Annotated in this window: 32 protein-coding genes and 1 tRNA gene; 14 read left to right on the top strand and 19 right to left on the bottom strand. The window is 71.2% G+C overall.

Translation table 11 applies throughout. From position 1 onward, the window contains the following. Window positions 1-66 precede the first annotated feature (66 nt). Complete coding sequence (locus H0487_RS09215; RefSeq protein WP_220793235.1) at window positions 67-687, bottom strand: 1-acyl-sn-glycerol-3-phosphate acyltransferase; 621 nt, start codon at window positions 685-687, stop codon at window positions 67-69. A 71-nt stretch (window positions 688-758) separates the two neighbouring features. Between H0487_RS09215 and H0487_RS09210 the strand changes: the two genes are divergently transcribed. From H0487_RS09210 to H0487_RS09180, 7 genes are all read left to right on the top strand, one after another. Further along, the gene (locus tag H0487_RS09210; RefSeq protein WP_183093944.1) at window positions 759-1406 is read left to right on the top strand and encodes a CDP-alcohol phosphatidyltransferase family protein; all 648 of its coding nucleotides are present in this window, start codon (window positions 759-761) and stop codon (window positions 1404-1406) included. After that, on the top strand, window positions 1403-1864 hold the full coding sequence (locus H0487_RS09205; RefSeq protein WP_183093943.1) for a hypothetical protein: 462 nt from the start codon (window positions 1403-1405) through the stop codon (window positions 1862-1864). The genes H0487_RS09210 and H0487_RS09205 overlap by 4 nt, the downstream gene beginning before the upstream one ends. Window positions 1865-1946: 82 nt before the next feature. After that, a complete protein-coding gene (locus H0487_RS09200; RefSeq protein ID WP_183093942.1) occupies window positions 1947-2105 on the top strand; it encodes a hypothetical protein in 159 nt (52 codons plus the stop codon). 28 nt (window positions 2106-2133) lie between these two features. Continuing rightward, on the top strand, window positions 2134-2847 hold the full coding sequence (gene nadD / locus H0487_RS09195; RefSeq protein WP_183093941.1) for a nicotinate-nucleotide adenylyltransferase: 714 nt from the start codon (window positions 2134-2136) through the stop codon (window positions 2845-2847). Continuing rightward, window positions 2754-3134, top strand: a complete 381-nt coding sequence (gene rsfS, locus H0487_RS09190) for a ribosome silencing factor (RefSeq protein ID WP_183093940.1) — start codon at window positions 2754-2756, stop codon at window positions 3132-3134. The genes nadD and rsfS overlap by 94 nt, the downstream gene beginning before the upstream one ends. Next, complete coding sequence (locus H0487_RS09185; RefSeq protein ID WP_183093939.1) at window positions 3127-3750, top strand: histidine phosphatase family protein; 624 nt, start codon at window positions 3127-3129, stop codon at window positions 3748-3750. The genes rsfS and H0487_RS09185 overlap by 8 nt, the downstream gene beginning before the upstream one ends. Before the next feature lie 124 nt (window positions 3751-3874). Further along, a tRNA-Ala gene (locus tag H0487_RS09180) sits at window positions 3875-3947 on the top strand. Window positions 3948-4038: 91 nt separating this feature from the next. Here the strand turns inward: H0487_RS09180 and H0487_RS09175 are convergent. Together H0487_RS09175 and H0487_RS09170 are read right to left on the bottom strand one after the other, a co-directional pair. After that, complete coding sequence (locus tag H0487_RS09175) at window positions 4039-4662, bottom strand: DUF305 domain-containing protein (RefSeq protein ID WP_183093938.1); 624 nt, start codon at window positions 4660-4662, stop codon at window positions 4039-4041. Between the two features lie 84 nt (window positions 4663-4746). Continuing rightward, window positions 4747-5217, bottom strand: coding sequence for a DUF6153 family protein (locus H0487_RS09170; protein WP_183093937.1), 471 nt, complete (start codon window positions 5215-5217; stop codon window positions 4747-4749). 116 nt (window positions 5218-5333) lie between these two features. Here H0487_RS09170 and H0487_RS09165 point away from each other — a divergent pair, with 116 nt between their 5' ends. The 7 genes from H0487_RS09165 (at window position 5334) to H0487_RS09135 (ending at window position 12942) form a co-directional block, all read left to right on the top strand. Next, entirely contained in the window at window positions 5334-6290 is a 957-nt protein-coding gene (locus H0487_RS09165; protein ID WP_183093936.1) for a S1 family serine peptidase, read from the top strand. A 60-nt stretch (window positions 6291-6350) separates the two neighbouring features. Continuing rightward, window positions 6351-7499, top strand: coding sequence for an FG-GAP repeat domain-containing protein (locus H0487_RS09160; protein WP_183093935.1), 1149 nt, complete (start codon window positions 6351-6353; stop codon window positions 7497-7499). Window positions 7500-7530: 31 nt separating this feature from the next. Then, a complete protein-coding gene (locus H0487_RS09155; RefSeq protein ID WP_183093934.1) occupies window positions 7531-8214 on the top strand; it encodes a TetR/AcrR family transcriptional regulator in 684 nt (227 codons plus the stop codon). Further along, window positions 8211-9899, top strand: coding sequence for a hypothetical protein (locus tag H0487_RS09150; protein ID WP_183093933.1), 1689 nt, complete (start codon window positions 8211-8213; stop codon window positions 9897-9899). The genes H0487_RS09155 and H0487_RS09150 overlap by 4 nt, the downstream gene beginning before the upstream one ends. Before the next feature lie 252 nt (window positions 9900-10151). Further along, window positions 10152-10658, top strand: a complete 507-nt coding sequence (locus tag H0487_RS09145) for a nitroreductase family deazaflavin-dependent oxidoreductase (RefSeq protein WP_183093932.1) — start codon at window positions 10152-10154, stop codon at window positions 10656-10658. After that, a complete protein-coding gene (locus H0487_RS09140; RefSeq protein WP_183093931.1) occupies window positions 10658-11260 on the top strand; it encodes a TetR/AcrR family transcriptional regulator in 603 nt (200 codons plus the stop codon). The genes H0487_RS09145 and H0487_RS09140 overlap by 1 nt, the downstream gene beginning before the upstream one ends. A 110-nt stretch (window positions 11261-11370) precedes the next feature. Then, the gene (locus H0487_RS09135) at window positions 11371-12942 is read left to right on the top strand and encodes a GAF domain-containing sensor histidine kinase (RefSeq protein WP_183093930.1); all 1572 of its coding nucleotides are present in this window, start codon (window positions 11371-11373) and stop codon (window positions 12940-12942) included. 23 nt (window positions 12943-12965) lie between these two features. On the opposite strand, the gene H0487_RS09130 is transcribed toward H0487_RS09135, so the two are convergent. The 16 genes from H0487_RS09130 to H0487_RS09055 form a co-directional block, all read right to left on the bottom strand. Beyond that, the gene (locus H0487_RS09130; protein ID WP_183093929.1) at window positions 12966-13367 is read right to left on the bottom strand and encodes a hypothetical protein; all 402 of its coding nucleotides are present in this window, start codon (window positions 13365-13367) and stop codon (window positions 12966-12968) included. After that, window positions 13364-15415, bottom strand: a complete 2052-nt coding sequence (flhA, locus tag H0487_RS09125) for a flagellar biosynthesis protein FlhA (protein WP_183093928.1) — start codon at window positions 15413-15415, stop codon at window positions 13364-13366. The genes H0487_RS09130 and flhA overlap by 4 nt, the downstream gene beginning before the upstream one ends. Before the next feature lie 82 nt (window positions 15416-15497). After that, complete coding sequence (locus H0487_RS09120) at window positions 15498-16676, bottom strand: EscU/YscU/HrcU family type III secretion system export apparatus switch protein (protein WP_183093927.1); 1179 nt, start codon at window positions 16674-16676, stop codon at window positions 15498-15500. Window positions 16677-16692: 16 nt separating this feature from the next. Next, the gene (locus H0487_RS09115; RefSeq protein ID WP_183093926.1) at window positions 16693-17457 is read right to left on the bottom strand and encodes a flagellar biosynthetic protein FliR; all 765 of its coding nucleotides are present in this window, start codon (window positions 17455-17457) and stop codon (window positions 16693-16695) included. 16 nt (window positions 17458-17473) lie between these two features. Further along, window positions 17474-17755 (bottom strand): flagellar biosynthesis protein FliQ, encoded by a 282-nt coding sequence (gene fliQ / locus H0487_RS09110; RefSeq protein WP_183093925.1) that lies wholly within the window; start codon window positions 17753-17755, stop codon window positions 17474-17476. 7 nt (window positions 17756-17762) lie between these two features. Continuing rightward, the gene (fliP, locus tag H0487_RS09105; RefSeq protein ID WP_312855880.1) at window positions 17763-18596 is read right to left on the bottom strand and encodes a flagellar type III secretion system pore protein FliP; all 834 of its coding nucleotides are present in this window, start codon (window positions 18594-18596) and stop codon (window positions 17763-17765) included. Further along, on the bottom strand, window positions 18593-19036 hold the full coding sequence (locus H0487_RS09100) for a flagellar biosynthetic protein FliO (RefSeq protein ID WP_183093924.1): 444 nt from the start codon (window positions 19034-19036) through the stop codon (window positions 18593-18595). Before H0487_RS09100 ends, fliP begins: the two co-directional genes overlap by 4 nt. A 14-nt stretch (window positions 19037-19050) precedes the next feature. Further along, window positions 19051-19836, bottom strand: a complete 786-nt coding sequence (fliN, locus tag H0487_RS09095) for a flagellar motor switch protein FliN (protein WP_183093923.1) — start codon at window positions 19834-19836, stop codon at window positions 19051-19053. Beyond that, complete coding sequence (locus H0487_RS09090; protein WP_312855879.1) at window positions 19833-20777, bottom strand: flagellar motor switch protein FliM; 945 nt, start codon at window positions 20775-20777, stop codon at window positions 19833-19835. The genes fliN and H0487_RS09090 overlap by 4 nt, the downstream gene beginning before the upstream one ends. Before the next feature lie 114 nt (window positions 20778-20891). Then, a complete protein-coding gene (locus tag H0487_RS09085) occupies window positions 20892-21344 on the bottom strand; it encodes a flagellar basal body-associated FliL family protein (RefSeq protein ID WP_183093922.1) in 453 nt (150 codons plus the stop codon). After that, on the bottom strand, window positions 21341-22270 hold the full coding sequence (locus H0487_RS09080) for an OmpA/MotB family protein (RefSeq protein WP_183093921.1): 930 nt from the start codon (window positions 22268-22270) through the stop codon (window positions 21341-21343). The genes H0487_RS09085 and H0487_RS09080 overlap by 4 nt, the downstream gene beginning before the upstream one ends. Continuing rightward, window positions 22270-23049, bottom strand: a complete 780-nt coding sequence (locus tag H0487_RS09075) for a motility protein A (RefSeq protein WP_183093920.1) — start codon at window positions 23047-23049, stop codon at window positions 22270-22272. Before H0487_RS09075 ends, H0487_RS09080 begins: the two co-directional genes overlap by 1 nt. After that, complete coding sequence (locus H0487_RS09070; RefSeq protein ID WP_183093919.1) at window positions 23046-23357, bottom strand: flagellar FlbD family protein; 312 nt, start codon at window positions 23355-23357, stop codon at window positions 23046-23048. The genes H0487_RS09075 and H0487_RS09070 overlap by 4 nt, the downstream gene beginning before the upstream one ends. A 138-nt stretch (window positions 23358-23495) precedes the next feature. Then, window positions 23496-24344, bottom strand: coding sequence for a flagellar hook-basal body complex protein (locus tag H0487_RS09065; RefSeq protein WP_183093918.1), 849 nt, complete (start codon window positions 24342-24344; stop codon window positions 23496-23498). Between the two features lie 24 nt (window positions 24345-24368). After that, window positions 24369-24866, bottom strand: coding sequence for a flagellar hook capping FlgD N-terminal domain-containing protein (locus H0487_RS09060; RefSeq protein ID WP_183093917.1), 498 nt, complete (start codon window positions 24864-24866; stop codon window positions 24369-24371). Between the two features lie 27 nt (window positions 24867-24893). Beyond that, the coding region (locus H0487_RS09055) for a hypothetical protein (protein ID WP_183093916.1) at window positions 24894-25231 on the bottom strand (338 nt) is incomplete at its 5' end.

Here is a 25231-nt window from a genome sequence, read left to right as displayed (position 1 = left end):
GCGAACCTAGGGGGGACAGGTGGCCGTCAGGTGAAGGACACGAGTCGTCCGCACGGCCCCGATCCGTCAGGCTGTGCCGTCGCCCGACACCTCGCCCGGCACCTCCTCGCCCGGCCCCTCCTCGCGCAGCCGCGGCTCGGCCCACGCTTCCGGGTGGATCCCCTTCTTGTCCTTGTAGAACTCGCGGACGATGTCCATGTCGGCGACCACGTCGCCGGAGGGCACCAGGGTCGGCCCCATGCCGAGGGTGCGCGTCGCACCGTCGACGAAGCCGAGGCCGATCGGCAGCCCGGTCTGGCCGGCGATCTTGTAGAAGCCCGGCTTCCAGTACGTCGTCGCGCTCCGCGTCGCCTCGGGCGCGATCACCAGCATGAAGGAGTCGTGCCCCTCGGCCTCCTTGAGCAGCGCCCGGATCGTCGCGCCGGGGTTGCCCTTGTCGAGCGGGATCCCCCCCAACGCCTTGAGCAGCCATCCGAGCGGGCCCTTGAAGTAGGTGTGCTTCACCAGCACCTGGGGCTGGACGCTGTTGGCCCACGCGATGGAGAGCATCGCGACGAAGTCCCAGCGCGACGTGTGGGGCGCCCCGACCAGGATGCCCTTGGGCGGGACGGTGCCGACGAGCTGCCAGCGGAAGAGGCGCAGGAGCCCCCGGGAGAGGGCTCGGCGGACGCGCATCGGGTGTGCCATGGCCTGACCGTAGTGGTGTCCCCGGCGAGGTGCCGACGGACGCCACCAGGCGGCAGGGTAGTTTTCGCGCCATGGCAGGGGCGCCCGAGCGGATCTACGCGGACGCGTCTACCGAGCGTCTCCTCACGGGGGCGACCGTGATCACGCTGGTGCGCACCGTCGCGACCCTCGTGCTCAGCATGTGGGGCGCGTACGACGAGAGCCTGACGCTCCTCGTCGCCGGCCTCGTCGTCTACTGGGTCGGCGACACCCTCGACGGCGAGTACGCGCGCAGGTTCGACTGCGAGACCCGCATCGGCGGGGTCGTCGACATGGTGAGCGACCGGCTCAGCTGCGGGGCGTTCTACGTCGGCCTGGCCTGGCTCGCACCGGCGCCGCTGTTCTTCAGCGACGAGCCGATGGAGCTGATCGCGATCCCGGTCGCGGTCTACCTCTTCGAGTTCATGGTCATCGACATGTACCTGTCGCTGGCCTTCCTCGCCTGGCCGATCCGCAGCCCCAACTACTTCTACGTCGTCGACCGCCGGATCTATCTCTGGAACTGGTCCCGGCTCGGCAAGGCAGCCAACTCCGGCCTCTTCGCCGTGCTGCTGCTGGCCACGGGCTGGTGGTGGCTCGGCCTGATCATCGCCCTCGCGCTGCTCGCCTTGAAGTGCTTGTCGCTGCGGTGGCTCCTCCAGCTCGGGATCCCGGTGCCGGAGAGGGTCCCGGTCGCATGATCCTGTGGCTGACGACGTTCGGGATCAGCATCGCGTCGGCACTCCTTCCGTTCCTGCCGATCGAGGTCTACATCCTGGGCGCCGCAGCCGCCGAGCCGGGCGTGCCCACGGCGATCTCGCTGGGTGTCGCCGCGGGCGCGGGCGCGACCGTCGGCAAGATCATCTGGTACGAGGCCGCCCGCCGCGGGGTCGACTCGAACTGGGCCCAGAAGAAGCTCGCCTCGCCCAAGATCAAGGCCGGCTACGAGAAGTGGGTCACCCGGATGCAGGGCCGGCCGGTCTACGCCGCGTCGGTCATGTTCGTCGCCGCCTCGGTGGGGCTGCCGCCGCTGCTGGTCATGGCCGCGGTGGGTGGGCTGCTCAAGATGCCGATGTGGGTGTTCATCCCGACGGTCTTCATCGGCCGGACCCTCCGCTTCACCCTCCTCTACCTGGGCGTCGACTTCGCGATCCATTGAAGGGCGCGAGCGCGTCTCCGCTTCGCTCCGCCGCGAATGGCCGGCTGCGGACCGGGCCCTGCCGGTCCGATACGATCCGCCCATGCAGATCAGCCTGACCGCCCTCGCCCTCCTCCAGGCTGCGGAGGAGCACGGCGAGCCCGCCATCAACCCGTGGTTCATCGGAGGCGGCACGCTGGCCGTCCTGCTCCTCCTGCTCGCCGGCCTCGTCTGGTTCGGCGGCGGCCGCGAGCACAGCTGATCCGCCCGTTCGCTCAGCCGGTCACGCCATGACGGACCCCGCTCGGCGGCCCCGGGTCGGGGTGATGGGCGGCACGTTCGACCCCATCCACCACGGCCACCTGGTCGCCGCGTCGGAGGTCCAGGGCTGGTACGACCTCGACGAGGTCGTGTTCGTCCCGACCGGTGAGCCGTGGCAGAAGGCCGACCGCGAGGTGTCGCCGGCCGAGCACCGCTACCTGATGACCGTCATCGCGACGGCGGCCAACCCGCGGTTCACGGTCAGCCGCGTCGACATCGACCGCGGCGGCCCGACGTACACGATCGACACGCTCCGCGACCTGCGCTCGGCGCGACCGGACGCCGACCTCTTCTTCATCACCGGCGCCGACGCGCTCACCGACATCTTCAGCTGGCGCGACGCCGAGGAGGTCTTCGCGCTCGCCCACTTCGTCGGCTGCACCCGGCCGGGCGCCGAGATGGACCCGGCGACGCTTTCGGCTATCCCGCCCGAGCGTGTCACGATGTTGGAGGTGCCGGCGCTCGCGATCTCCTCCACCGACTGCCGTCAGCGGCAGGCGGCGGGGCAGCCGATCTGGTACCTCGTCCCCGACGGGGTCGTGCAGTACATCACCAAGCACGGCCTCTACCCCGCAGAACCCGGAGAAAAATGGCCGCGACCGAGCACGCCGTCGAGCTGGTCCACGCGGCGGCCCTCGCCGCCGCCGACAAGCTCGCCACCGACCTTCTCGCCTTCGACGTGAGCGAGCAGCTCGCCATCACCGACGCCTTCCTCCTCGTGTCGGGCGCCAACGACCGCCAGGTCAAGGCGATCGTCGACGAGGTCGAGGACAAGCTGCGCGAGATCGGCGCCAAGCCGATCCGCCGCGAGGGCGAGCGCGACGGTCGGTGGGTCCTCATCGACTACGGCGAGATCGTCGTCCACGTCCAGCACAGCGAGGAGCGCCAGTTCTACGCCCTCGAGCGGCTGTGGCGCGACTGCCCGATCATCGAGCTCCCGGCCGAGGTCCGCGGCCCGCGCGGTGCCTGAGCCTGCCGGGTCCGAGCGCCGGCTCGTCCTGCTGCGGCACGGCCGCACCGAGTGGAACGCGATCCAGCGGATCCAGGGCCACCTCGACCCGGCCCTCGACGAGACCGGGCTGGCCCAGGCGCGCGCGGTCGCGCCGGCTGTCGCCGCTCTCGACCCGGTCGTCCTGCTGTCCTCCGACCTCCGACGCGCGCGTCAGACGACCGGCTTCGTCGCGGAGGCGACCGGCCTCGAGGCGTCGTACGACGAGCGGCTGCGCGAGTGCTTCCTGGGGGAGCGGCAGGGCCTGACGCACGAGGAGTACCGCGCGCTCGACCCGGAGGAGTACGACCGCTTCCGCGCGGGCGACTGGGACGACATCCCCGGTGCCGAGACGCACGCCCAGGTGGCCGACCGGTTCACGGCGGTGCTCAAGGAGGTCGTCGCCGGTCTCGGCGAGGGGGAGACCGCGCTGGTCGTCGCCCACGGCGCGGCGATCCGCACGGCGATGGCGCACTGGCTCGGCTGGCCGATCGACTGGGCCCAGGACTTCCGGGCGCTGGCCAACTGCGGCTGGGTCGAGCTGGTCGAGCGTCGCTCGGGTCGCTGGGCCCTCGCGGCCTACAACCGCACGGCCTGACCACGTCGGGCTCGGCGGAGGGATCGATTCCCACCCCTCGATTTCACCGACGCCGCGCCGTTCGGTAAGGTTCTCCGCGTTGCCCGGAGCAGAAGCTGCAGCGAAGGCTCTGGGACAACGCCACGGGGGTGTGGCGCAGCTGGTAGCGCATCTGCATGGCATGCAGAGGGTCAGGGGTTCGAGTCCCCTCACCTCCACCGAACGGAAGCCGCCTTCGGGCGGCTTCGGTCATTTCCGGCGGGTCCCCGGGCGGACAGACCTGGGTCTGTCCGCCTGGGGCTCGCGTGGTCAGGAGCCGAGCAGCTCCTTCATCGTCGCGATCTCAGCGGTCTGCGCTTCCTCGATCACCTCGGCCAGGGCGACGGCGTCGGGGTGCTCGCCGTCCTCCTGCTCTGTCTCGGCCATCTCGATGGCGCCCTCGTGGTGCTCGATCATCATCGTGAGGAACAGCTGCTCGAACTCGAGTCCGGACGCGGCCTCGAGGTCGGCCATCTGGTCTGCGCTCATCATGCCGGGCATGTCGGAGCCCATCTCCATCTCGCCATCGCCGTGCGCGTTGACGTGGTCACGCGAGGTCTCGGGGATGGGCTGGTCCCAGTCCCTGAGCCAGTCGACCATCGTCTCGATCTCGGGGCCCTGCGCCATCCGGATCTGTTCGGCCAGGGTGGTCAGCTCGGGGGACAGGTCACGTCCTTCGGTGAGGTCGACCATCGACAGGGCCTGGGCATGGTGCTGGATCATGTCGGTGGCGAAGTCGACGTCGGTCTGGTTGAAGTCCTCGCTCTCGGGAACGGTCGAGCCGTGGTTGGACATGTCGTCGGACATCTCGTGGCCATCGTGGCCCGTGTCGTCGGCGCAAGAGGCGAACGTCAGCATCGATGCGGCGAACAGGGCGGTCAGGGTCGTGCGCATGTGGGGTCTCTCCTTGGGTTGGTGATCTGGTTGCGGACAGGAGTGGACGCGAGGCACCACGAGGTGTCTCGTCGTCGGCGACCGTCAGCAGCGGATCACGCAGAGGCGGAGGAGGTCGGGAGGATCTCGTTCGCGGCCCAGCCGGATGGGATGGTGGAACGCCGGCACCATGGTCCGCACCAAGGGGGTGCCGCGGCGTACCAGGAGCAGGGCGAGTCCGAGGAGGAGTCCCCCGAGAACGGCAAGACAGAGCCCGGCCAGGCCCATGCCCCCGCCGGACCCGGTCCCGTGACAGCTGTCGTCGCAGCCGACCGCGGCGGCGTCTGCTGCGACGTTCCCACCCGCACCATGGTCTCCATGGGCACCAGGGAGTCCCCTCGGATGGTCGCCGGCATGCGCCAGTGTGACGGGCGCCGGTGCGGGACTCGGGTCGCTGTGCATGCCCGCGTGGGTGCCCCACCCGTGCATGGAGAGCAGTCCGAACAGGGCGAGCGCGGCCACCACGAGAGCAGAGCGCGCTCGGGAGGCCCCGGCGACGCCTCGGGGGTTCCCCACGACCTCGATCCTAGACAATCCCCGTGCGGGCTCAGGGCAGCAGCAGTCGCAGGCGCCTTCAGACATTTCCGGCGCGGGTCTCCCCAAGGGTCGGTCGGGCGCGTGATGATCCAGGGGTGAGCTCCGAGCGCGAGGGCGACCCGTGGAGGACCGTCCTGATCGTCCTGACGGTGCTCGCGCTCGCGAACTGGTGGTTCGCGCCGTTCGAGGGGGACGAGCCGTCTGCCGAGCTCAGCAGCGAGCAGCGTGACCCGCTGGTGCGGAAGTCGCGGGGCTGGACGCCGATGAAGCGGGCGACGATCACGCCGGGGATCCAGACGATCACCGACGGCGGCGGCCAGTGCACGACGAACTTCGTGTTCACCGACGCCCGGGACCGGGTCTACATCGGTCAGGCGGCGCACTGCGCCCGCACCGAGGAGGGCACCAACGACTGCCGGACGCCGACGATGCCGCTCGGCACCCGGGTGGTCTTCACCGAGGGCGCGACGTCGTTCGACGCGGGGGATCGGATCGCCGAGGGACGACTGGCCTACAGCAGCTGGCGCACGATGCGCGAGCGCGGTGTCGGCAAGGGGCCGATGTGCGCCTTCAACGACTTCGCGCTGGTCGAGGTGCCGCGCGCCGTCCGCGACCTGGTCAACCCCAGCGTGCCGTTCTGGGGCGGCCCCACCGGACTGACCTCGACCGGGCTCCGGACGGGGGAGCTCACCTACGGCTTCGGGCGGTCCTCGCTCCGCGAGGAGGGCAGCCGGGAGTCGCGCCAGGCCGGCATCGCCTGGTCGGACAACGAGGCGGCCCGGGGCTGGTCGCACACGATCTCGTCGCGCTCGCCGGGCCTGCCGGGCGACAGCGGCAGCGCCTACGTCGACGCCGACGGCCGCGCGGTCGGCACCCTCTCGACGCTCTCCATCGGGGTCCTGTTCGTGTGGAACGGCCTCGGCGACCTGCGTCGCGAGCTCGCCTACGCGCGCAAGCACTCCGGCATCAAAGGACTGCGGCTGGAGATGGGGACCTCGCCCTTCCGCTACGAGCGGGCCCGGACCTGGTCCTCGGGGGACCCGCGCACCTAGGGAAACCCATCCGAAAAGGTTCCTTGTCCGATAGGTCGCTTCGTTCCTACGTTGCTGGTCATGCGAACAGTCCCCCTCACCGTCCCGCTCACCGTGCCGCTCGTGGCCGCCGCCCTCCTCCTCCCCGCCGCGCCCGGCCACGCGGCCGGCGAGTGGTTCGCCCCCAACGTCGAGACCGCGATCGACAACGGCCTCGGCCCCGGCCCGGCGCCGCGCGGCAGCACCGTCGCGGACTTCACCTCCGACGGCCGTCCCGACATCGTCACCATCACCGACTTCACCCAGGGTGACGTCCTGCTCGTCACCGGCGACGGCGACGGCACCTTCACCCCGGCCGGCCACCTCGCCGGCACCGCGGGCACGCAGGGCCTCGACGCCGGTGACATCGACGGCGACGGCGACGCCGACGTGGTCGCGATGTCCACCAACACCCTCAAGGTCGCGTACGGCGACGGGGCCGGCCACTTCGCCGCCGGCCCGTCGTACCCGCTCACGCTCGGCGGCCAGGTGGAGCCCCGCCTCCTGGATCTCGACGGGGACGGCGACCTCGACGTGGCGTCGATGACGTTCACCGCGATCAACACGCTCCTCAACAACGGCAGCGGCACCTTCGCCGCCGGGCCGACCACCCAGGTCCCCGGGACCTGCGCCCTGGCCGCGATCTCGCCCGCGCGCCTCAACGCCGACAACAAGGGCGACCTGTTCGCGGTCGACGGCTGCTCGGGCTCGGCCTTCGCGCTGCGCGGCACCGGGACCGGCGCCTTCACCGTCACCGGGAGCCTCTACCTGAGCGGCCTGGTGCCCGAGGACATCACCGCCATCGACCTCAACGGCGACGGCTTCGACGACGTGGCGACGATCGGCTCGTTCAGCTTCACGCTGACCACGGCGCTGACCAACGGCCAGGGCGGCTTCACCTCGAGCGTCGGCACCACCCAGTTCGGCGGCGCCGGCCCGACCAGCCTGACGGCGGCCGACCTCGACCAGGACGGACGCAAGGACCTCGTCGTCTCGTGGCTGTTCTCCGGAGCCCCTGGCGTGACCGTGCTGGCCGGCAACGGGACCGTGAAGCTGCGCAAGGTCGCCGACTTCCCGGTCGGGGCCTTCCCTCAGAACCCGATGGTTGCCGACTACGACCTGGACGGGCAGCCTGACATCGTCACCGCGGGTCCCGGGTCGCTGTCGTTCCTCCGCAACACCACCCCCTGATCGCCCCCCTGATCGTCGACAAGGAGCACCGATGAGCAGTCCCGCGCCCGTCCCCGACGGACCCTCCGAGGGGCCCACCGACGGGCGTCGCCGCTACGCCGGCCAGACGGCCGACGAACGCGACGCCGCGCGGCGGGCGCGGCTGCTCGCGGTGATCCACGACGTCGTCGGGACGCAGGGCTACCGGGCCCTCGCCGTCGAGCGCGTGTGCACCCGCGCCAACGTCTCGACCCGGCACTTCTACCAGCTCTACGAGGGCAAGGAGGCGGCGTTCGCCGACCTCTACGACGAGCTGCTGCTGCGGTCGGGGACCAAGGTGCTCGAGTCCCTGGAGGCGACCGCGGGCGACCCGCTCGCGGAGCGGGTGCCGGCCGCCCTGCTGGCGTTCCTGCGGCCGGTGTTCGAGGACCTGCGCACCGCGCGGATCGTGTTCGTCGAGGTGGTCGGGCTCAGTGCCCGGATCGAGAACACCCGGCTGCGCAACCGCGAGAAGCTGGTCGAGCTGATCGAGGCCGAGAGCCGCGCCGCGGTCGTGCGGGGCGAGGTCGTCGACCGCGACTGGCGGCTGGCCGCGCTCTCCCTCATCGGCGCCGCCACGGCGGTGGCGCTCGACTGGATGATCCACAAGGACCGGCGCCCGCTCGCCGAGCTGGAGGACCACCTGGCGGCGCTCGCCGTCACCCTGCTGACCGCCGACCCGGCGCCGCGACCGTGAGCCGCCTCCTCGCGCTCGCCGTGGTCGCCGCGCTCCTCGGCGCGCCCCTGACCACGGCTCCGGCCGACGCGGCGGGCACGCGCACCTGGTACGTCTCCGCTGCGGTCACCGGCGGCGGCGACGGGTCGCGGGCGCACCCCCTCGGCTCCCTCGCGGCCGTCGAGCAGGCGTCCGGCCCCGGCGACAGCATCGTCGTGCTGCCCGCCGACCGTGCGCTCGACGGCGGGATCCGGCTCCAGCCCGGCCAGGTACTGACCGGCGCCGGGCCGTCCGTGCGCGGCCTGCCGGAGGACGCCGCCGCACCGGCGCTCACCAATTCCGGGACCCGGCTCGGCGGCGACGCGGTGCGGCTCGCCGACGGCGCGACCGTCCGCAACCTGCGGGTGCGCGACGCCCAGCGCGGGGGGATCTACGGGCTCGACGTGACCGGCGTCCGGGTCGTCGGCAACGACGTCGCGGGCCACAACGTGTCCTGCACGAAGGGCTTCCTCATCCCGCAGTTCAACGCGCCCACCAACGTGCCGGGGGTCGGCATCCCGATCGTCGGCGGCCTGCCCAACGGCTGGGCGGGGATCATGGTCGACGGCAGCCGACGGACAGGAGCCACGGCCTACATCGCCGACAACGTCGTCCACGACGCCGAGTGCGGCGACGGGATCGACGTCCGGACGTGGGGGACGGCGTCGTACACCGCGACGATCGTGCGCAACGACGTCCACGGCCTGCGCCAGGGCGAGGGGCTCAAGTCGGTGCTCGCGATCGGGACCCAGGCCCGCGACACCTCGACCCTCGTCGCCCGGATCACCGACAACCGGCAGTCCGCGCTCGGCAACCCCGACGACCTCAACCTCGGGCCGGAGGGCGCCGACTCCGAGGGCGTCTTCGTCAACGGGGTCGGCCCGTCGACGATCCGGGTGGTGGTGGAGCGCAACGTCTACACCAACGAGGACGGCGTCGGCGGCTTCTCCGCCAACGGCCTCGAGGCGGTGACGATGGGCGACGGGTCGGACCTGTCGGTCGTCGTCCGCGACAGCTCGTTCTCCGGCTCGCCCGGCGACGTCATCGAGGAGGGTGCGCTCGGGACCAACGCGGTGCTGCGGATGCGGCTGGAGAACGTCGTCGCGGAGCGGTCGACCGGGGTGGGCAACACCTACCTGCTGCCCTTCAACAACGGTGACTGCGTGCTCGCCGGCAGCCTCGGTGCCGGCAACGACGTGGGCCTCGTCGTCCGTCGCTCGGTCTTCCGCGACTGCTCCAGCAACGGCCTCGCGATCGGCAGCAACGTCGTCAACGGCCGCGGCCCGACCGCGGCCATCAGCCTCGACGTCGACACCTCGACCATCACCGGCAACGCGGGGAGCAACCTCGGGATCCGGAACTTCACCGGCCTCCGCTCGCTCACCGTCCGCGTCCGTCGTACCGACCTCGCCGGCAGCGAGGGCCTCGGTGCATCGCTCGCCGACGTCGCCGTCGAGGACCTCGGCTGGACCGGCACGGCCCGGATCGACGTCGGCGGCACCTGCATCGGCCCGGTCCTCGGCCTGGACGCCGTCCGCTACGACGTCGCCGCCCGCGGCGTGTGGTGGGGGAGCCCCGGCGGACCCGGCCCGCTCACCGTCGCCGCCCTGGCCGGCACCGTCGACTCCTCGGCGCCGCTCGCAGCGCGGCCGGACGGGTGCGCCTGAGCCGTCGACAGCTGTAACTCAGTGTTCGGTGAGCTCGGAGGGCGATACGTCCGCTACCTCGGCGCTGTGACCGGTCGTAGCGCCGTGCAAGCGCACCGAATCCCCGCCGAGCGAACTGAACACTCGTTCGCCCGAAGCGCCGCCGGGCCGGGGGAGGCCGGGTTCTCGGACGTCGCCGTCCGGGAGGTCGAAACCGACCCGTTCAACGTCGACGACGTCGCCACGAGGGCCTGAGGCTGCTTGAATCGCCGCATGACGATCCCCGACTACCGCTGGGGCAGCGACCGGTCGTTCCTGGCGCGGGCCGGCACTGCGTTCGCTGCGACCAAGCCCGGATCGTGGACGATCCGCAAGCTGATGCCGCTGGACCGGAAGCTGCTGCTGCGCACGCGGGGCCGCAAGACCATCCTCGGGCCGATCGGGGCGCCGACCCTGGTGATCGAGACGATCGGCCGGAAGTCGGGGCAGCCCCGGCTCAGCCCGCTGCTGTTCGCCCGTGACGGCGACGCCGTCATCGTGGTCGGCTCGAACTTCGGGCAGGAGCGCCACCCCGCCTGGACCGGCAACCTGCTGGCCCACCCGCGGGCCAAGGTGATCACCGGCGGGGTCGAGGTCACGGTCGACGCCCAGCTGCTCCAGGGCGCCGAGGCCGACGCCGGGTTCCAGAAGATGATCGACGTGACCCGGGTCTATGCCGAGTACAAGAACCGCACCGACCGGGACATCCGGGTGTTCCGGCTGACCCCGTCGGGCGTCTGATGCCCCGCTCCGGCGTCCCGACCCGCGTCGCGGTCTTCACCGCGTTGCGGGAGGTGCTCACCGACCGCCCGTGGCGCAAGGTGACGCTCGAAGCCGTCGCGAAGCAGGCGGGGGTCAGCCGGCAGACGATCTACAACGACTTCGGGTCGCGCGCGGGTCTCGCGGAGGCCTACGCCTTCGAGCTGGCCGACGCGTTCTGCGACCTCGTCGCGAACGACATCGAGGAGAACGCCGACGACCCCGCCGCGGCGCTGGAGGCGGCGCTGCGCACCTTCCTCTACGCGACGTCCGCCGACCCGCTCATCCGCCGGGTCCAGGACGGCGACGCGCACGAGGACCTGATGCGGCTGGTGACGACCGACAGCGGTCCGCTCCTGGCCCACATCGCGGCCCGGCTGACGACCTCGGTGGCGCAGACCTGGCCCGGCGTCGACCCGGCGACCAACCGCGCGCTGGCCCGGACGATCGCGCGTCTCGGCATCAGCTACATCGCCCTACCTCCCGAGTCGGAGGACGACGTCGCCCTCGAGCTCGCGGCGCTGCTCGCACCGGCTCTCGAGGACACCGTCGCCCGCTCCCGGCGGCGTCGCGACGGAGGCTGAACCGCCCGCGGGGCGATGACCGAATCCGGTCACAGCGACCCGCTGTCGCGGCTATCATGTCGGGGAGCCCGGCCGCTGGCGGTCGGGGAAGGGGGAGGGCGATCGTCGGCATGGACCTGGAGCTTCCCGAGGAGGCTCGGGCGCTTCTCGACGCGGTGATCGCGATCGGATCAGATCTCGACATCCACGGCGTGATCCGACGCATCGTCGAGTCGTCGTGTGCGCTGACACACGCCCAGTTCGGGGTGCTCGCGATCGTCGACGACGCCGGCGACTTCATCGACTTCGTGCACCACGGGTTCACCGACGACGACATCGCCCGCATCGGCCGCGCCCCCGTCGGCCGCGGCCTGCTGGGCCTCGTCCCGCGGGTGCGCGAGCCCGTGCGCGTCGACCAGATCGCGGCGCACCCCGTCTACGAGGGGCTGCCCGCGGGGCACCCCCCGATCGAGCGCTTCCTCGGCGCCCCCGTGCTGGTGGGGGAGCGTGCTTACGGCCACCTCTACCTGGGGAAGTCGCCGGGGGAGCCGCCGTTCTCCGCGACCGACCAGGCGCTCGTCGAGGTCCTCGGGCGCGCGGCCGGCGTGATGATCGACCACGCCCGCGCCTACGAGGACAGCGAGCGGCACCGCTCCTGGATGCAGGGCGTCGCCCGGGTCACCACCGCCCTGGCCCCCTCGCTCCAGCACGACCAGTCGCTCAGCGCGATGGTCGCGCAGGTGCGCGACATGGCCGAGGCCCGCGCCGTCGCGCTCGTCGACACCGCCTCGGAGCGGCTGGAGATCGTTGCCTGCGCCGGCGACTGCGCGGAGGAGCTGACCCTCACCGTCAAACGCGTCGCCGACGACATCGGCCGGGCGATCGCCTCCGGCGAGCTCCTCGACGCCCGCTCGGGGCCGGGCCAGACGACGGTCGTCGTACCGGTCCGCACCGACCTCGCGCCGTCCGCCGTCCTGCTCATCGACGAGTCGGCCGTCTGGGGCGACCTCGACCGGATCGAGCGTGACGTCCTCACCGCGCTCGCCGACCACGTCGGCCTCACCCTCGACCGGGCCCAGGCGCTCCGGGAGCGGCACGAGCTGCTGCTCGCCAAGGACCGCGACCGGATCGCGCGCGACCTGCACGACCTGGTGATCCAGCGGCTCTTCGCCACCGGCATGCAGCTCCAGGGTGCCCGCAACCTCGGCAGCAGCGACGCCGTCCGGTCCCGCCTCGACGAGGCGGTCGCCAACCTCGACATCGCCATCGGCGACCTGCGCGCCACCATCTTCGAGCTCGGCCGCGGCCAGGGCCGCGCGCTGCACGAGGAGGTGCGCGAGCTCATCGCGGAGTACGCGCCGGTCCTCGGGTTCCTGCCCACGCTCCGGCTCTCCGGCCAGGTCGACCGCTCGCTCACCGCCGACGCGGCCGACGGGATGCTCCTCACGCTGCGCGAGTCGCTGTCCAACATCGCGCGCCACGCGCACGCGACGTCGACCACCGTCGAGGTCACCGCGACGCCGCGGACGGTCACCATGCGGGTGACCGACGACGGCCGGGGCTTCGACCCGGCCGCGATCGGGCGGCGCAGCGGGCTCGACAACGCCCGCCACCGCGCGGAGACGCTGGGGGGCAGCTTCGCCGTCGAGAGCGTCGAGGGCGGCGGCTGCCGCGTGGTGTGGGAGGTTCCCGCGCTCGGCTGAGGCAGCCGGGTCGCGTGCCCCGGTCAGCCGTCGCGCCGGGGAGCCGGCTCGTGGGACTTGCGCAGCGAGAGCTCGATGAGCTCCTCAGGCGTCATGTCGAGGGCGTTGATGTCGACCGGCGTCGGCTCGACGACCGAGGGGGCGTCCAGCACCACCCCGGTGATCGCCTCGCTCTCGGTGGCGCGAGACCCCGGAGCGTCCCCCACGACCTCGGTCGCGGGGTTGGCCAGCATGCCGGCGAGCCAGGCGCGGACGACCGCCCACAGCACCATGCAGCCGACGGTGATGATCAGGTAGCGGGTGAGCATCTCGGTCATCGACAACAGGCCCTCGGAGACGAGGATCGCGCCCGGCGAGGCGAGGAGCGCGCCGAGCAGGAGCACCGGCCCGTTCACGATCCCCGGCAGGTCGGACTTGGCGGTCACGCGCCGACCGCCAGCTCGTGGATGCTGCTGGCGGCGCTGACCACGCCGACCGAGGCGACGGTGCGGGCCGCGTTGAGCTCGGTGTAGCCGAGCACCGGCAGCCGGTCGACGGCGGGACGCACGAAGCGGCGGACCGCGGCTCTGATCTGCGGAGCGCAGACCAGGACCGGTTGGATGTTCTGGTTCTCGGCCGCGGTGGAGATCTGAGCGAGCGACAGCAGGACGTGCTGGGCGGTCTCGGGGTCGATGACGAGCGTCGCGCCGAGCTCGGTCTGGCGCATGCCCTCGAGCAGGCGCTGCTCCAGCAGCGGTTCGAAGGTGATCGCGTGCAGCGTGCCGCCGACGACGTACGGCGCCGCGAGGGCCGGCTCGAGTGCGGCCCGGGCGGCGTCGACCAGACCGTCGAGGTCCTTGGAGGTGGCGGCGCGGACCGACAGCGCCTCGAGGATCCGGACCAGGTCGCGGATCGGGACCCGCTCGTCGAGCAGCGCCTTGAGCACCCGCTGGACCTCGCCCAGGGAGAGCATGGCCGGCGTGAGCTCCTCGACGACCGCCGGGTGGCTGCGCTTGACGACGTCGGTGAGCAGCCGGACGTCCTCACGTCCGAGGAGGTGCGCGGCGTTCTGGTGGACCACGTCGGCGAGGTGCGTCGTCATCACCGACGCCCGGTCGACGACGGTCGCGCCGATCGACTCGGCCTGGTGCCGCATCTCGGCCGGGATCCACTTCGCGTCGAGGCCGAACACCGGCTCGCGGGTCACCTGACCGGGCAGCGACGTGATCGCGTCGCCGATGGCGAGCATCGTGCCGCGCGGCGCTTCGCCGCGGGCGACCTCGACGCCGTACAGGGTGATCGAGTAGGTGCCCGGCGGCAGCTCGAGGCTGTCGCGGGTCCGGACCGGCGGGATGACGATGCCGAGCTCGCCGGCGATCTTGCGGCGCAGGGCCTTGACCCGGTCGAGGAGGTCGCCGCCCGACCGGGCGTCGACGAGGTCGATGAGGTCGGCGGAGAGCTCCAGCCCCAGGGGATCGACCCGGATCTCGGCGGCCAGCTGCTCGGCGGAGTCGGGGGACGGCAGGTTCTCGGGGTGGGCGTCGACCGCCTCGATCGAGTCCTCGCCCTCGAGCACCCGGCTCGACGCCAGCAGCATCGCGCCGCCGGCGATGATGAACGGCAGCTTGGGCAGCCCGGGGACCAGGCAGATGCCGATGGCCGCGAAGCCGGCCACCCGGAGCGGCGTCTTGCGTGCGGTGATCTGGCGCAGCAGGTCCGAGCCCATGTCCTCCTCGGCGACCGCGCGGGTCACGACGAGGCCGGTGGCGACGGAGAGCAGCAGCGCCGGGATCTGCGAGACCAGGCCGTCACCGATCGAGAGCAGAGAGTAGGTCTGGATCGCCTCGCCGAACGGCATCCCGTGCTGGGCGACACCGACGGCGAGACCGCCGATGAGGTTGACCAGGGTGATCATGATCGCCGCGATCGCGTCGCCCTTGACGAACTTGGACGCACCGTCCATGGCCCCGTGGAAGTCGGCCTCGGCATGGACCTCGGCCCGCCGTCGTCGGGCCTCGTCCTCGTCGATCATCCCGGAGTTGAGGTCGGCGTCGATCGCCATCTGCTTGCCGGGCATCGCGTCGAGGGCGAAGCGGGCACCGACCTCGGCCACCCGGCCGGCACCGTTGGTGATGACCACGAACTGGATGACGAGCAGGATCGCGAAGACGATGAGGCCCACGATGAGCGAGCCGCCGACGACGAAGTGGCCGAAGGTGTCGATCACCTTGCCGGCGTAGCCGTCGATGAGCACCAGCCGGGTCGCGCTCACGTTGAGCGCCAGGCGGAACAGGGTCATCACGAGGATGACCGAGGGGAACGCCGCGAAGTCGAGGGGTCGGTGGATGAACATCGCGACCATGAGCACCAGCAGCGCGCCGGTGATGTTGAGCGCGATGAGCAGGTCGAGCAGGACGGCGGGAAGCGGTACCACCAGCATCACGACGATCATGACGATCGCGACGGGGACACCGAGCTTGGTCAGCGGGTTCACGACGTGGGTGACCTCTCCAGGGGGCAGTCGACTTCCGCACCGTCCGTGGCACGTACCCGGCGCCTTCCTGGCTCCGTTGCGCTCATCGGCCGGCGCTGGCCGCTCCTGAGGATTTTGCGGAGGCGAGCGTGGCAGCGGTCGCAGCGCGGCGCCTCGAGCCGCGTCGTACGTCGGGAACGGCGTCCTCGGCGCGCGGTGTCGAGTGCGAGCCGGCCTGCTGGCCACGCGACCGGAGCCGGATGACGAACGCGAGCACCTGCGCGACGGAGGCCCACAGCTCGGGCGGGATCTCCTGACCGACCTCGCAGCTGCGATAGAGCGCCCGGGCGAGGGGGACGTCGCGCACCATCGGGACCCGGTGCTCGGTCGCCGTCGCCCGGATCTTGTCCGCGAGCGCGCCTGCGCCGCGGGCGACCACGCGGGGTGCTCCCAGCTGGGGCTCGTACTTCAGCGCGACGGCGACGTGGGTGGGGTTGACCATGACGACGTCCGCCTCGGCCACCGCGGTCATCATCCGGTGCCGGGCCAGGTTCATCTGCCGAGCCTTGATCGCGCTCTTGACCAGCGGGTCGCCCTCGGTCTGCTTGTACTCCTGCTTGACCTCCTGGTGGCTCATCCGGACCTGTTTGCCGATCCGGCGCCGGACGACGGCGTAGTCGGCGCCCGCCATGACCACGCCGGCGATGCCGACGCTGAGGAACATCCCGCTCACCTCGCCGCTGACCTTCGTCAGCACCACCTCGATCGGCATCAGGCCGCCGACGAGCGGCATCATCGCCTTGACCGACAACCACGCCAGACCCGCCACGACGCTCGCCTTGAGCAGCGTCTTCGCGCCCTCCCACGCTGCCTGCGGCCCGAAGAGCCGCTTGGCGCCCTTGATCGGGTCCAGCTTCTTGGGGTCCGGCTTCGCGAGCTTGGGGGAGAGGTAGAAGCCGCCCTGGCCGAGGGCGCTGAGGACACCGATCACCATGACCATCGACCCGAGGACGACCATCGCGATGATCGTGTGGATCGCGGCGTCCCGCAGCAGGGCGGTCGCGATCTCGATCGTCGGCCGCTCGAGCGCCCGTAGGTGCGTCGCGAACATCTCGTGCAGCGCCTCGAGCTCGCGGTCGAGCAGTGGTCCCATCGCGATGCTGACGAGCAGCAGCCCCAGCCAGCCGCCGATCTCCGGTGTGCGGGCGACCTGACCGTCCTTCTTGGCCTGCTTCAGCCGCCGGGGTGTGGGCTTCTCGGTCTTCTCACCGCCCTCCGCCATCGTCGTCCTCCTCGGCCTAGGCCCCGGCCATGGAGGCCATCGCCTCGTTGGCGAGGTCGACGAGGTTCTCCGTCGCCGCGGGGAGCACCGGGAAGGAGAGACCGAGCAGCAGCAGGGTGAGCCCGACCTTCGCCGGGAACATGACCGTCAGCGCGTTGAGCTGCGGCGCGACCTTGGTCATCAGCGCGAGCGCCAGGTCGGCGATGAACAGCACGGCGATCATCGGCAGGGCGATCTGCACCGAGATCGTGAAGAACATCGAGAACGCCGTCACCAGGATGTCGGACCAGTGACCGATCTCGGGGAGACCGGACAGCGGCAGGTAGTCGAAGGTCTTGAGCAGCCCGCCGATGACCATCAGGTGACCGCCGGTGACGAGGAGCAGGGTGATGGCCAGCATCTGGTGGAAGCGGCCGAAGACGCTGTTGGTGTTCATCGCCAGCGGGTCCCACGCCGAGGCCACCGCGAAGCCGCCGAACAGGTCGATGAGCGTGCCGGCTGCCGCGATCGCCGAGATCAGCAGCATCGTCACGAAGCCCATGCCGAGGCCGATCACCGTCTGTCCGACGACCGCGAGGACCACCTCCGGCGTGGTGCTCGGGAGCTTGTCGTCGGCCAGCTGGGGGGCCACCGCGAACGACAGCCCGAGGGCGATCACGACCTTCGCCATCGCCGGGACGCCCCGCGTCGAGAACGGCGGGACGAGCGAGAGCCAGGCGACCACCCGGACCGACGCGAGCAGCAGCGCCAGCAGCGGGGCACCCGCGACGGAGATGGTCATGGTGATCCCCTCGGCCTCAGGCCAGCAGGTCGGGAACCATGTCGAACAGCTCGACCGTGAACGAGACCAGGGTGTGCAGCATCCAGTTCCCCGAGAAGAGCAGCGCAGCGCCGACGGCGACGACCTTCGGCACGAAGGAGAGCGTGAACTCCTGGATCTGGGTCATCGACTGGAACAGCGAGATCGCGAAGCCGACGACCAGCGCGGTGACGAGGATCGGCGCGGACAGCTGGAGGGAGACCCACATGGTCTTGGACGCGATCTCGATGATCGCGGAGTCGGTGATGAAGGGCGTCATGTCGTCGTCAACCTGTCCCGTACGAGGCGACGACGGACTTGATGATGAGCGCCCAGCCGTCGACCATCACGAACAGCAACAGCTTGAAGGGGAGGGACACCATCACCGGCGGCATCATCATCATGCCGAGGCTCATCAGCGCCCCGCTGACGACGATGTCGATCACGAGGAACGGGATGAAGATGATGAACCCGATGATGAACGCGTCCTTGAGCTCGGACAGCACGAACGCCGGGATCAGGGTCGTGGTCGGGACCTCGTCGCGGTCCTCGGGCAGGTCCCGGTCGGCGACGTTGGTGAGCAGCGCGATCTCCTCGTCGCCGGCGTTGTCGAGCATGAAGGCGCGCAGCGGCTCCATGCCGGTGTCGAACGCCTGGGAGGCGGTCAGCTTTCCGTCCAGGTAGGGCTGCACCGCGTTGTCGTTCATGTCGCTGAGGACCGGCGACATGATGAACAGGCTGATGAACAGGGCCAACCCGGCGAGGACCTGGTTGTTCGGGATCTGCTGGAGCCCGAGCGCGTTGCGGGTCAGCCCGAGCACGACGAGGACCTTGGTGAAGCTGGTGCAGGTCAGCAGGATCGCCGGCAACAGGCTGATGAGGGTGAGCCCGATGATCGCGACCAGGCTGTTGCTCGGCTTGTCGGTCAGGCCGCCCAGGTCGATCTGGACCGAGCCGCTGTTGGGGCCGTCGGTCCCGCCGGGGCCCTTCGGTCCGTTGGGGTCGGCCATCGCGCTGGCCGGCGCGAGGAGCAGCAGCGCGCAGGCGCTCGCGAGGGGGACCGCGAGCAGGACCGCCCGGCGGGTCCACCGCGGGAGCCGGTGGGCACCGGGAAAGGTCACGATGCGTCCCGCTTCGTGGTGCGGGGGCCGGCGACGGCTTGGAAGGCCTGCCGCCAGGTCTGCGGGGAGATGATCGATCCGGCCAGGGTGCCGTTGTCGTGGTGACGGGCTCGGGCGACGAGCTCGCCGAAGTCGGTGATCGTCGCCTCGCCCTCCGTGTCGTTCTCCTCGACGCGCTCGACCGGCGGGGGAGCGACGTCCTCGGGGTCGACCTCCGCGAGCAGCGAGACCTGCTGCTCGGTCGAGCCGAGCACGAGCACCCGGCTGCCTACCCGTACGACGACCACGCCGCTGCCGCGGGAGATCGACTGGCGCGCGAGCACCTCGACGGTCGCTCCGGCCCGGCCCCCGAACCGCCGAGCACTCAGCTTGGCGATGAGGAGCAGCAGGCCGACGACGACCGCGAGCGACGCGATCAGCTGGAGCCCCATCCCCACCATGACGACGAGTCCTCTCAGACCGCTGCAGCGGCGTCGACGATCTCGGTGACCCGCAGGCCGAAGTCCTCGTCCACGACGACGACCTCGCCGCGGGCGATCAGGCGTCCGTTGACGAGCAGGTCCGCCGGGCTACCGGCGGCGCGGTCGAGCTCGAGGACGGCGCCGGGGGACAGGGCGAGCAGGTCGCGCACCGTCATCCGGGTGCGGCCGAGCTCGACGGTGACCTCCATGTCGACGCCGTGCAGCAGCTCGAGGCCGCGGGGCGCCGGGACGAACGCCGGGACGAACGGCTCCGCGTCGGCCAGGTCGCCCATGACGGCGGCGAGGTCGGGCTCGTCGGTGAGCGGCTCACCCGCGCCGGCGAGGGTCGAGGCCGCGATGAGCACGGCCGCGTCGATGCCGATGCCGATGAGCGGGACGGTGGTGAACTCCTCGCCCATCACCGCGGTGATGTCGAAGTCCTCGCCGCCGAGCTCGACGACCTCGGCGGCCCGGGCCCGCGCGCCGACCTGGCGGGCGGCCGCGTCGAGGGCCGGCTGGCAGGCCGAGGCGAGGTCGAGCCCGCCGAGAGGGCTGGACGCCAGGGCGTCGACGAGGTCCTGGCCGACGAGGACCACGATCCGGCCCGGGACCCCGTCGAGGTCGACGCGGGCGCCACCGGCGAACGCCGACGCGACGTGGGGGGAGCCCGGCTGGGCCGGACCCGGGGTCAGCTCGGCCGGGCTCGGCAGGGCCTCTCCGGCAGCGGTGGCGGCGGCCGAGGCGATCGCCGACGTGTCGTTGCCGAGGTTGTCGCTCATGACTTCTCCTTGGGGGTGTCCACGATGAGGGCGGCGAGCCGCTGCCCGCGAGAGCCCGCGGTGGCGTGCGCGAAGGTGTTGCCGTCGACGGTGACGTCGAGCGGAGCGGCGGCCGGGTGGTCGATCCGGATGACATCGCCGGGCTGGAGCGCCGCCAGCGTCGTCGGGTCGAGCGTCGTCGGACGGAACCGGACCGCGACCGCGACCGGAACCTCGGAGAGCCGGTCCTTGAGCTGGCGAGCGGCCAGGTCGCGCTGCGCGCGCTCCCGGTCCGAGATCGCGCCGGCGCCGGCCGCGTCGGTCAGGTGGGGGAGCAGCCCCGCGAACGGCAAGCAGATCGTGAGCCGGTTGTCGCGCTCGTTGATCCTCAGGTCGAAGGCCACGACGACCATGACGTCGGAGGCGGCGGCGAGCTGGGCGAACTGCGGGCTGTACTCGGTGCCGGTGACGACCGGGTCGAGCGCGACGATCGACGCGAGGCTGTAGCGCATCTCGCCGAGCAGCCGCTCGATGAGGCCGCCGATGACGCCGTCCTCGATCTCCGTCAGCGGGCGGTCGGGCTGCTCGTCCGAGCCAGGGCCGCCGAGCATGTGGTCGATGCACGCCATCGTGGCGAAGAGCGGGATCTCCAGGACACCGGTGCCGGGGATCGGGTCGGCCGTGAACAACGTCATGTACGTCGACGTGTCGAGGCTGTCGACGTACTCGGCGTAGGTGCGCTGCTCGATGCCGGCCAGGGTCACCTGGCACACCGTGCGCAGCGAGCTCGTGAACACCGTCGTCGCCTGCCGGGCGAAGCCGTCGAACCCCAGCTGGAGCGTGCGCTGGTGCTCACGGGAGAGCTGGATCGGCCGCCGGAAGTCGTACGGCGTCGGCTCGGTGCGACCGCGGCGGCGCGCACGACCTCCGTACGTCCGCGGCGAGGCAGGAGCAACAGTCACGCGTGCAACATCGTCGCTGCGTCCCAGGACCTGAGGGTTTCCGTCCTGACCGGTCGGTCGGACCCGGATGGTCCGACCGGACCATCCGTGTGTGTCGTTCGGTGTCGAGGCCTGCTACTCCGTGACGAACTCCGTGAAGTAAACGTCCATCACGTCGCCGTGATAGTCCTCCTCGAGCTCGTGCATCAGCTCCTTCTTGAGCTTGGCGCGCTCGCCGCCCTTGGCGAGCTCGGCCACGTCGCGACCACTGAAGATCTCGATCGCGGCGTCGAGCGCCTTGCTGCCGTCGAACTCGCCGTGACCGCCCTCCTCGGCGGCGACCGTGAGCTGCAGCGACAGACCGAGCCGGAGGTAGTGGCCCTCGGCGAGGTTGATCTGGATCGGCTCGAGGGGGAGCACGGTGCCCGGCTCCGGGGGACCCGGTTCGGGAGCCGGCTTGAGGAAGAACCAGTACCCACCTCCGCCGCCGAGGAGCAGCACGACCACCGCGATGATCATGAGCTTCTTCTTCGACTTCGTCGGGGGTGCGCTCGCCTTCTCCTCGGGCGGCGCCGCGGTGACGGTCATGAGATCTCCTCCTCACTGGTGCGCGCGTCGGTCCGGTGGCTGACCGTCTCGCCGTACGCCTCCTCGAACTTGGCACGGGTGCCGGCGGGCGCCTGGCTGAGCACGACCAGGTCGACGCGTTTGTTGAGCTGCTGAGAACCCTTCTGATCCGGAGGCATCAACGGCTTCGTGTGGCCGAAGCCGGTCGCCCGGAGCCGGGCCTCCGGGATCCGGTTGACCTCCTCGAGCCGCCGCAGCACGTAGACCGCGCGGGCGACCGAGAGGTCCCAGTCGGTGGGGTAGTACTTCGGCTTCACCGGGACCTGGTTGGTGTGGCCGTCGACCTGGATCGGCTCGGTGAGCTCCCGCAGCACCGGCGCGATCGTGTCCACGAGTCGCTGGCCACGCGGGGTGAGCTCGGCGATGTTGGGCTGGAACACGATGTGCCGGGAGACCAGGCTGACGACCAGGCCGCGCTCGTCGATGTTCGCCTGGACGTCCCCTCGCAGGCCCTCGCGGCGCAGCGCCCGGTCGATCCGGAGCCAGACGTCGAGCAGCCGGTCCACCTCGTTCTCCGCGTCGGCGAAGGCGCGCTCGTTCTCCTTGCGCTTCTGGTCGCTCAGCATCTGCTCGACGGCGTCCTTCTCCGCCTCGCTGAGCTCGGACAGGACCTGCTCGTAGCTCGGGTTCATCGGCGGCGCCGCGCCGGTGTCGCTGATCGTGGGGGCTGCCCCGGTCAGGACGGACTTCGCCCCGAACCCGTCGGCGAGCCCCGCCCGGAGCTCCTCGTACTTGCGCTCGTCGACCGTGGACATCGCGAACATGACGATGAACAGCACCATCAGCAGGGTCACCATGTCGGCGTAGGTCACCAGCCACCGCTCGGACCCCTCCTCGTGCCCCTCCTCGTGACCGCCGCCCCGGCGACGGCCGTGTGAGGAGGACATCAGGCGGCCTCGGAGTCGGTGCCGGCGGGCATCGGCATGAGCGAGCGCAGCTTCTCGGCGATGAGGCGGGGGTTCGCGCCGGACTGGATCGCCGCGACCCCTTCGAGGGCGACCTCCATCCGGGCGCACTCCAGGTCGCTGAGCCGCTTGATCCGGCTGCCCAGGGGGAGCCAGAGGACGTTGGCCGACATGACTCCCCACAGCGTCGCCACGAACGCGGCGGCGATGAGGTGACCGAGCTCGGCGGGGTCGGCCAGGCTCTCGAGCACGTGGACCAGGCCCATGACGGTGCCGATGATGCCGATGGTCGGGGCGTAGGCGCCGGCGTCCTTGAAGAACTTCGCCGACTGCGCGTCCGTGCGCCGCTTGGCGTCGATCTCCGCCTCGAGGATCTCCCGGACCTCCTCGGGGTCGGTGCCGTCGATCGCCATCGTGACGCCCTTGACCAGGAACGGCTCCGGCACGTCGGCCAGGCCGTCCTCGAGGGCCAGCAGGCCCTCGCGTCGGGCCCGGTCGGCGAGCTTGACCACGTGGGGGACCAGGTCGCCGCCGCCGGTGGACTCGTCACCGCCCTTGAACGCGCGGACGGCCGCCTTCATGGACTGCTTCGCGTCGGCGATCGTGCCGCCGGCGACGGTGACCAGGATGGTGGTGCCGAACACGAGCAGCATCGGGGGCAGCAAGAGGAGGCTCATCGGGTTGCCGCCCTCGAGCACGTTGGCCGCGACGATCACGACCAACCCGAGACCGATGCCGATGACGGTTGCCGGGTCCTTCATGACCGATCCCCTCCACGGGTCTCCGCTGGGTGCGTGGACGGGTCGTCCGGCACGGATCGGACCGCGGCGAGGTGAGCTCCTGGACGGGGCTCCGGGGCGTCGTGCCGGCCGTCGTAGGCCGCCGCGGTGGAGATGATCTCCGCGCGGTACTGCACGACCTCTCGTCGGATCTGCTCGAGCGTCTCGGCGACGACGTACTTCTTGCCGTCGACGAGCGTGATGACCGTGTCGGGCGTGGCGTCCATGCGCTCGATCAGGTCGACGTTGAGCAGGAACACCGTCCCGGACAGGCGGGTCAGCGTGATCATCTCCGCACCTCCGTGTGCGCGATCCCTGCTGGCGAACCAGCAGTAAGGCTGTTGACGGGCCTTCCCTGGCCCATCCGCAGTCCCTATCGGCACCCGGGCAGCGGGTCTGAGGTCCTAGGACGACCCGTCCCGAACGGATCAGCGCTTGATGTTGACCAGCTCTTCGAGCACCTGGTCCGACGTCGTGATGACGCGGGCGTTGGCCTGGAACCCGCGCTGGGCGAGGATCAGGTTGGTGAACTCGGAGGACAGGTCCACGTTCGACATCTCGAGCGCGCCGGCCATCAGCTGACCACGCTGGCCCTCGCCCGCGACGCCCAGCTGGACGGCACCGGAGTTCGCGGACTCCCGGAACATCGTCTCGCCGGTCTTGTCGAGGCCCATCGGGTTGTCGAAGTCGGCGATGGCGAGCTGGCAGATGTCGCGCTGCACGTCGTCGGAGAAGACGCCGCGGACCTTGCCGTCGGCGCCGATCGAGTACGACGTCAGCTCGACGCCCACGGGCAGGCCGAGACCGGTGGTGTCGAGGGAGACGTCGATGAGGCCACCGGTCGGGTCGCCGTTCGCGTCGAGCGCGTAGCCCTGCACCCGCATGCCGTTGGGCGCGACCAGGGTGCCGTTCTCGTCGAACGTGAACGCGCCGGCACGCGTGTACATGCTCTGAGCGCCGTCCTGGACGACGAAGAAGCCGTCGCCGGAGACCATCAGGTCGGTGAGGCGGCCGGTGGTCTGGGCGGCACCCTGTCCGAAGTTGGTGCTGGTGGCGGCGAGCTGGACGCCGAGGCCGATCTGGATCGAGTTGGTGCCGCCCCGCTCCGCGTTGGAGCCCGACGCCGCGGTCAGCATCTGGCTGAGGGTGTCGGAGAAGACGGTGGTGCTCGCCTTGAAGCCGGTGGTGTTGGCGTTGGCGATGTTGTTGCCGGTGACGTCGAGCATGGTCTGGTGGTTACGCAGGCCGCTGATGCCGGCGAAGAGTGAGCGCAGCATGTCGTTGTTCCTCTCGGTGGTGGTTCAACCGGCCGCGGGTGCGGTCGAGTCGGGGTCGTTGGCGGGGTCGGTGGCGGGGTCGGTGGCGGGGTCCGCGTCGTCGGTGGTGACGCCGACGCTGAGGACGTTGAAGAGCGAGACCTGCTCGCCGTCGATGTCGAGCACCGGGCCGGTCGGCAGGAACGTGGTGCCCTGGACCGTGCCGGTGTGCTCGTTGCCGTCGCTGTCGTTGTAGGTGACCGTCTGGCCGATCAGCGAGCTCGCCCCGAACGCGAGCTGGGTGGAGACCATCATCGCCGTCTGGTCGGCGACGGCCTGGATCTTCTCCAGGGACGTGAACTGGGCCGTCTGCGCGAGGAACTCCGCGGAGTCGGTCGGGTTGAGCGGGTCCTGGTAGCGCAGCTGGGTGACCATCAGCTCCAGGAACAGCTGCTGGTCGCCGAACCCGCCCATGCCGGTGGTCGACGTCGGCTGCGCGCTCCAGGGCGTGCCGCCGGTCGCCTCGGTGGGTGTCACGGACATCGCGTCCTCCTCGTCCTGGTGGTCGGGTCACACGAGACGGTCGAGCTGACCGGTCGTTGTCGTCGGGGTGGTCGTCGGGTCGGCGGCCGGAGCCGTCGACCGGTGCGTCAGGAGCTGCTCGGGCCGGGTGTCGTCCCGACGGCCGGGGCGCTCCCGGTCACGGTCCCCGCCGGGACGGTCCCCGCCCTCGTGGCGCGTCTCGCGGTGGTCGGGGCTGCTCAGGTCGGTCGCCGTCGCGTCGCCGTCACGGACGACGACCCGGGCGTCGGTGGCGCCGGACTGCTCGAGCAGCCGCCGCAGCTCAGGCGCCGCCTGGATGAGCGTCTCGGTGGCGTGCTCCGAGGACAGCCGGACCCGCACGGTGC

Source organism: Nocardioides stalactiti, assembly GCF_014180715.1.
In the GTDB taxonomy this organism is placed as follows: Bacteria; Actinomycetota; Actinomycetes; order Propionibacteriales; family Nocardioidaceae; genus Nocardioides; species Nocardioides stalactiti.
The sequence above is the reverse complement of the archived record's forward strand: the minus strand, read 5'-3'. Positions and strand labels throughout refer to the sequence as shown.

Excerpts from the sequence above, each read along its gene's own strand:
- rsfS (WP_183093940.1), top strand. The coding sequence starts at position 2,754 with ATGGCCGCGACCGAGCACGCCGTCGAGCTGGTCCACGCGGCGGCCCTC.
- H0487_RS09215 (WP_220793235.1), bottom strand. The coding sequence starts at position 687 with ATGGCACACCCGATGCGCGTCCGCCGAGCCCTCTCCCGGGGGCTCCTG.
- H0487_RS09155 (WP_183093934.1), top strand. The coding sequence starts at position 7,531 with ATGAGCAGTCCCGCGCCCGTCCCCGACGGACCCTCCGAGGGGCCCACC.
- H0487_RS09065 (WP_183093918.1), bottom strand. The coding sequence starts at position 24,344 with ATGCTGCGCTCACTCTTCGCCGGCATCAGCGGCCTGCGTAACCACCAG.
- H0487_RS09200 (WP_183093942.1), top strand. The coding sequence starts at position 1,947 with ATGCAGATCAGCCTGACCGCCCTCGCCCTCCTCCAGGCTGCGGAGGAG.
- fliN (WP_183093923.1), bottom strand. The coding sequence starts at position 19,836 with ATGAGCGACAACCTCGGCAACGACACGTCGGCGATCGCCTCGGCCGCC.
- H0487_RS09075 (WP_183093920.1), bottom strand. The coding sequence starts at position 23,049 with ATGAAGGACCCGGCAACCGTCATCGGCATCGGTCTCGGGTTGGTCGTG.
- H0487_RS09070 (WP_183093919.1), bottom strand. The coding sequence starts at position 23,357 with ATGATCACGCTGACCCGCCTGTCCGGGACGGTGTTCCTGCTCAACGTC.
- H0487_RS09140 (WP_183093931.1), top strand. The coding sequence starts at position 10,658 with ATGCCCCGCTCCGGCGTCCCGACCCGCGTCGCGGTCTTCACCGCGTTG.
- H0487_RS09210 (WP_183093944.1), top strand. The coding sequence starts at position 759 with ATGGCAGGGGCGCCCGAGCGGATCTACGCGGACGCGTCTACCGAGCGT.
- H0487_RS09085 (WP_183093922.1), bottom strand. The coding sequence starts at position 21,344 with ATGACCGTCACCGCGGCGCCGCCCGAGGAGAAGGCGAGCGCACCCCCG.
- H0487_RS09205 (WP_183093943.1), top strand. The coding sequence starts at position 1,403 with ATGATCCTGTGGCTGACGACGTTCGGGATCAGCATCGCGTCGGCACTC.
- H0487_RS09160 (WP_183093935.1), top strand. The coding sequence starts at position 6,351 with ATGCGAACAGTCCCCCTCACCGTCCCGCTCACCGTGCCGCTCGTGGCC.
- H0487_RS09120 (WP_183093927.1), bottom strand. The coding sequence starts at position 16,676 with ATGGCGGAGGGCGGTGAGAAGACCGAGAAGCCCACACCCCGGCGGCTG.
- H0487_RS09080 (WP_183093921.1), bottom strand. The coding sequence starts at position 22,270 with ATGTCCTCCTCACACGGCCGTCGCCGGGGCGGCGGTCACGAGGAGGGG.
- H0487_RS09135 (WP_183093930.1), top strand. The coding sequence starts at position 11,371 with ATGGACCTGGAGCTTCCCGAGGAGGCTCGGGCGCTTCTCGACGCGGTG.
- H0487_RS09100 (WP_183093924.1), bottom strand. The coding sequence starts at position 19,036 with ATGGTGGGGATGGGGCTCCAGCTGATCGCGTCGCTCGCGGTCGTCGTC.
- H0487_RS09060 (WP_183093917.1), bottom strand. The coding sequence starts at position 24,866 with ATGTCCGTGACACCCACCGAGGCGACCGGCGGCACGCCCTGGAGCGCG.
- nadD (WP_183093941.1), top strand. The coding sequence starts at position 2,134 with ATGACGGACCCCGCTCGGCGGCCCCGGGTCGGGGTGATGGGCGGCACG.
- H0487_RS09115 (WP_183093926.1), bottom strand. The coding sequence starts at position 17,457 with ATGACCATCTCCGTCGCGGGTGCCCCGCTGCTGGCGCTGCTGCTCGCG.
- fliQ (WP_183093925.1), bottom strand. The coding sequence starts at position 17,755 with ATGACGCCCTTCATCACCGACTCCGCGATCATCGAGATCGCGTCCAAG.
- H0487_RS09145 (WP_183093932.1), top strand. The coding sequence starts at position 10,152 with ATGACGATCCCCGACTACCGCTGGGGCAGCGACCGGTCGTTCCTGGCG.
- H0487_RS09175 (WP_183093938.1), bottom strand. The coding sequence starts at position 4,662 with ATGCGCACGACCCTGACCGCCCTGTTCGCCGCATCGATGCTGACGTTC.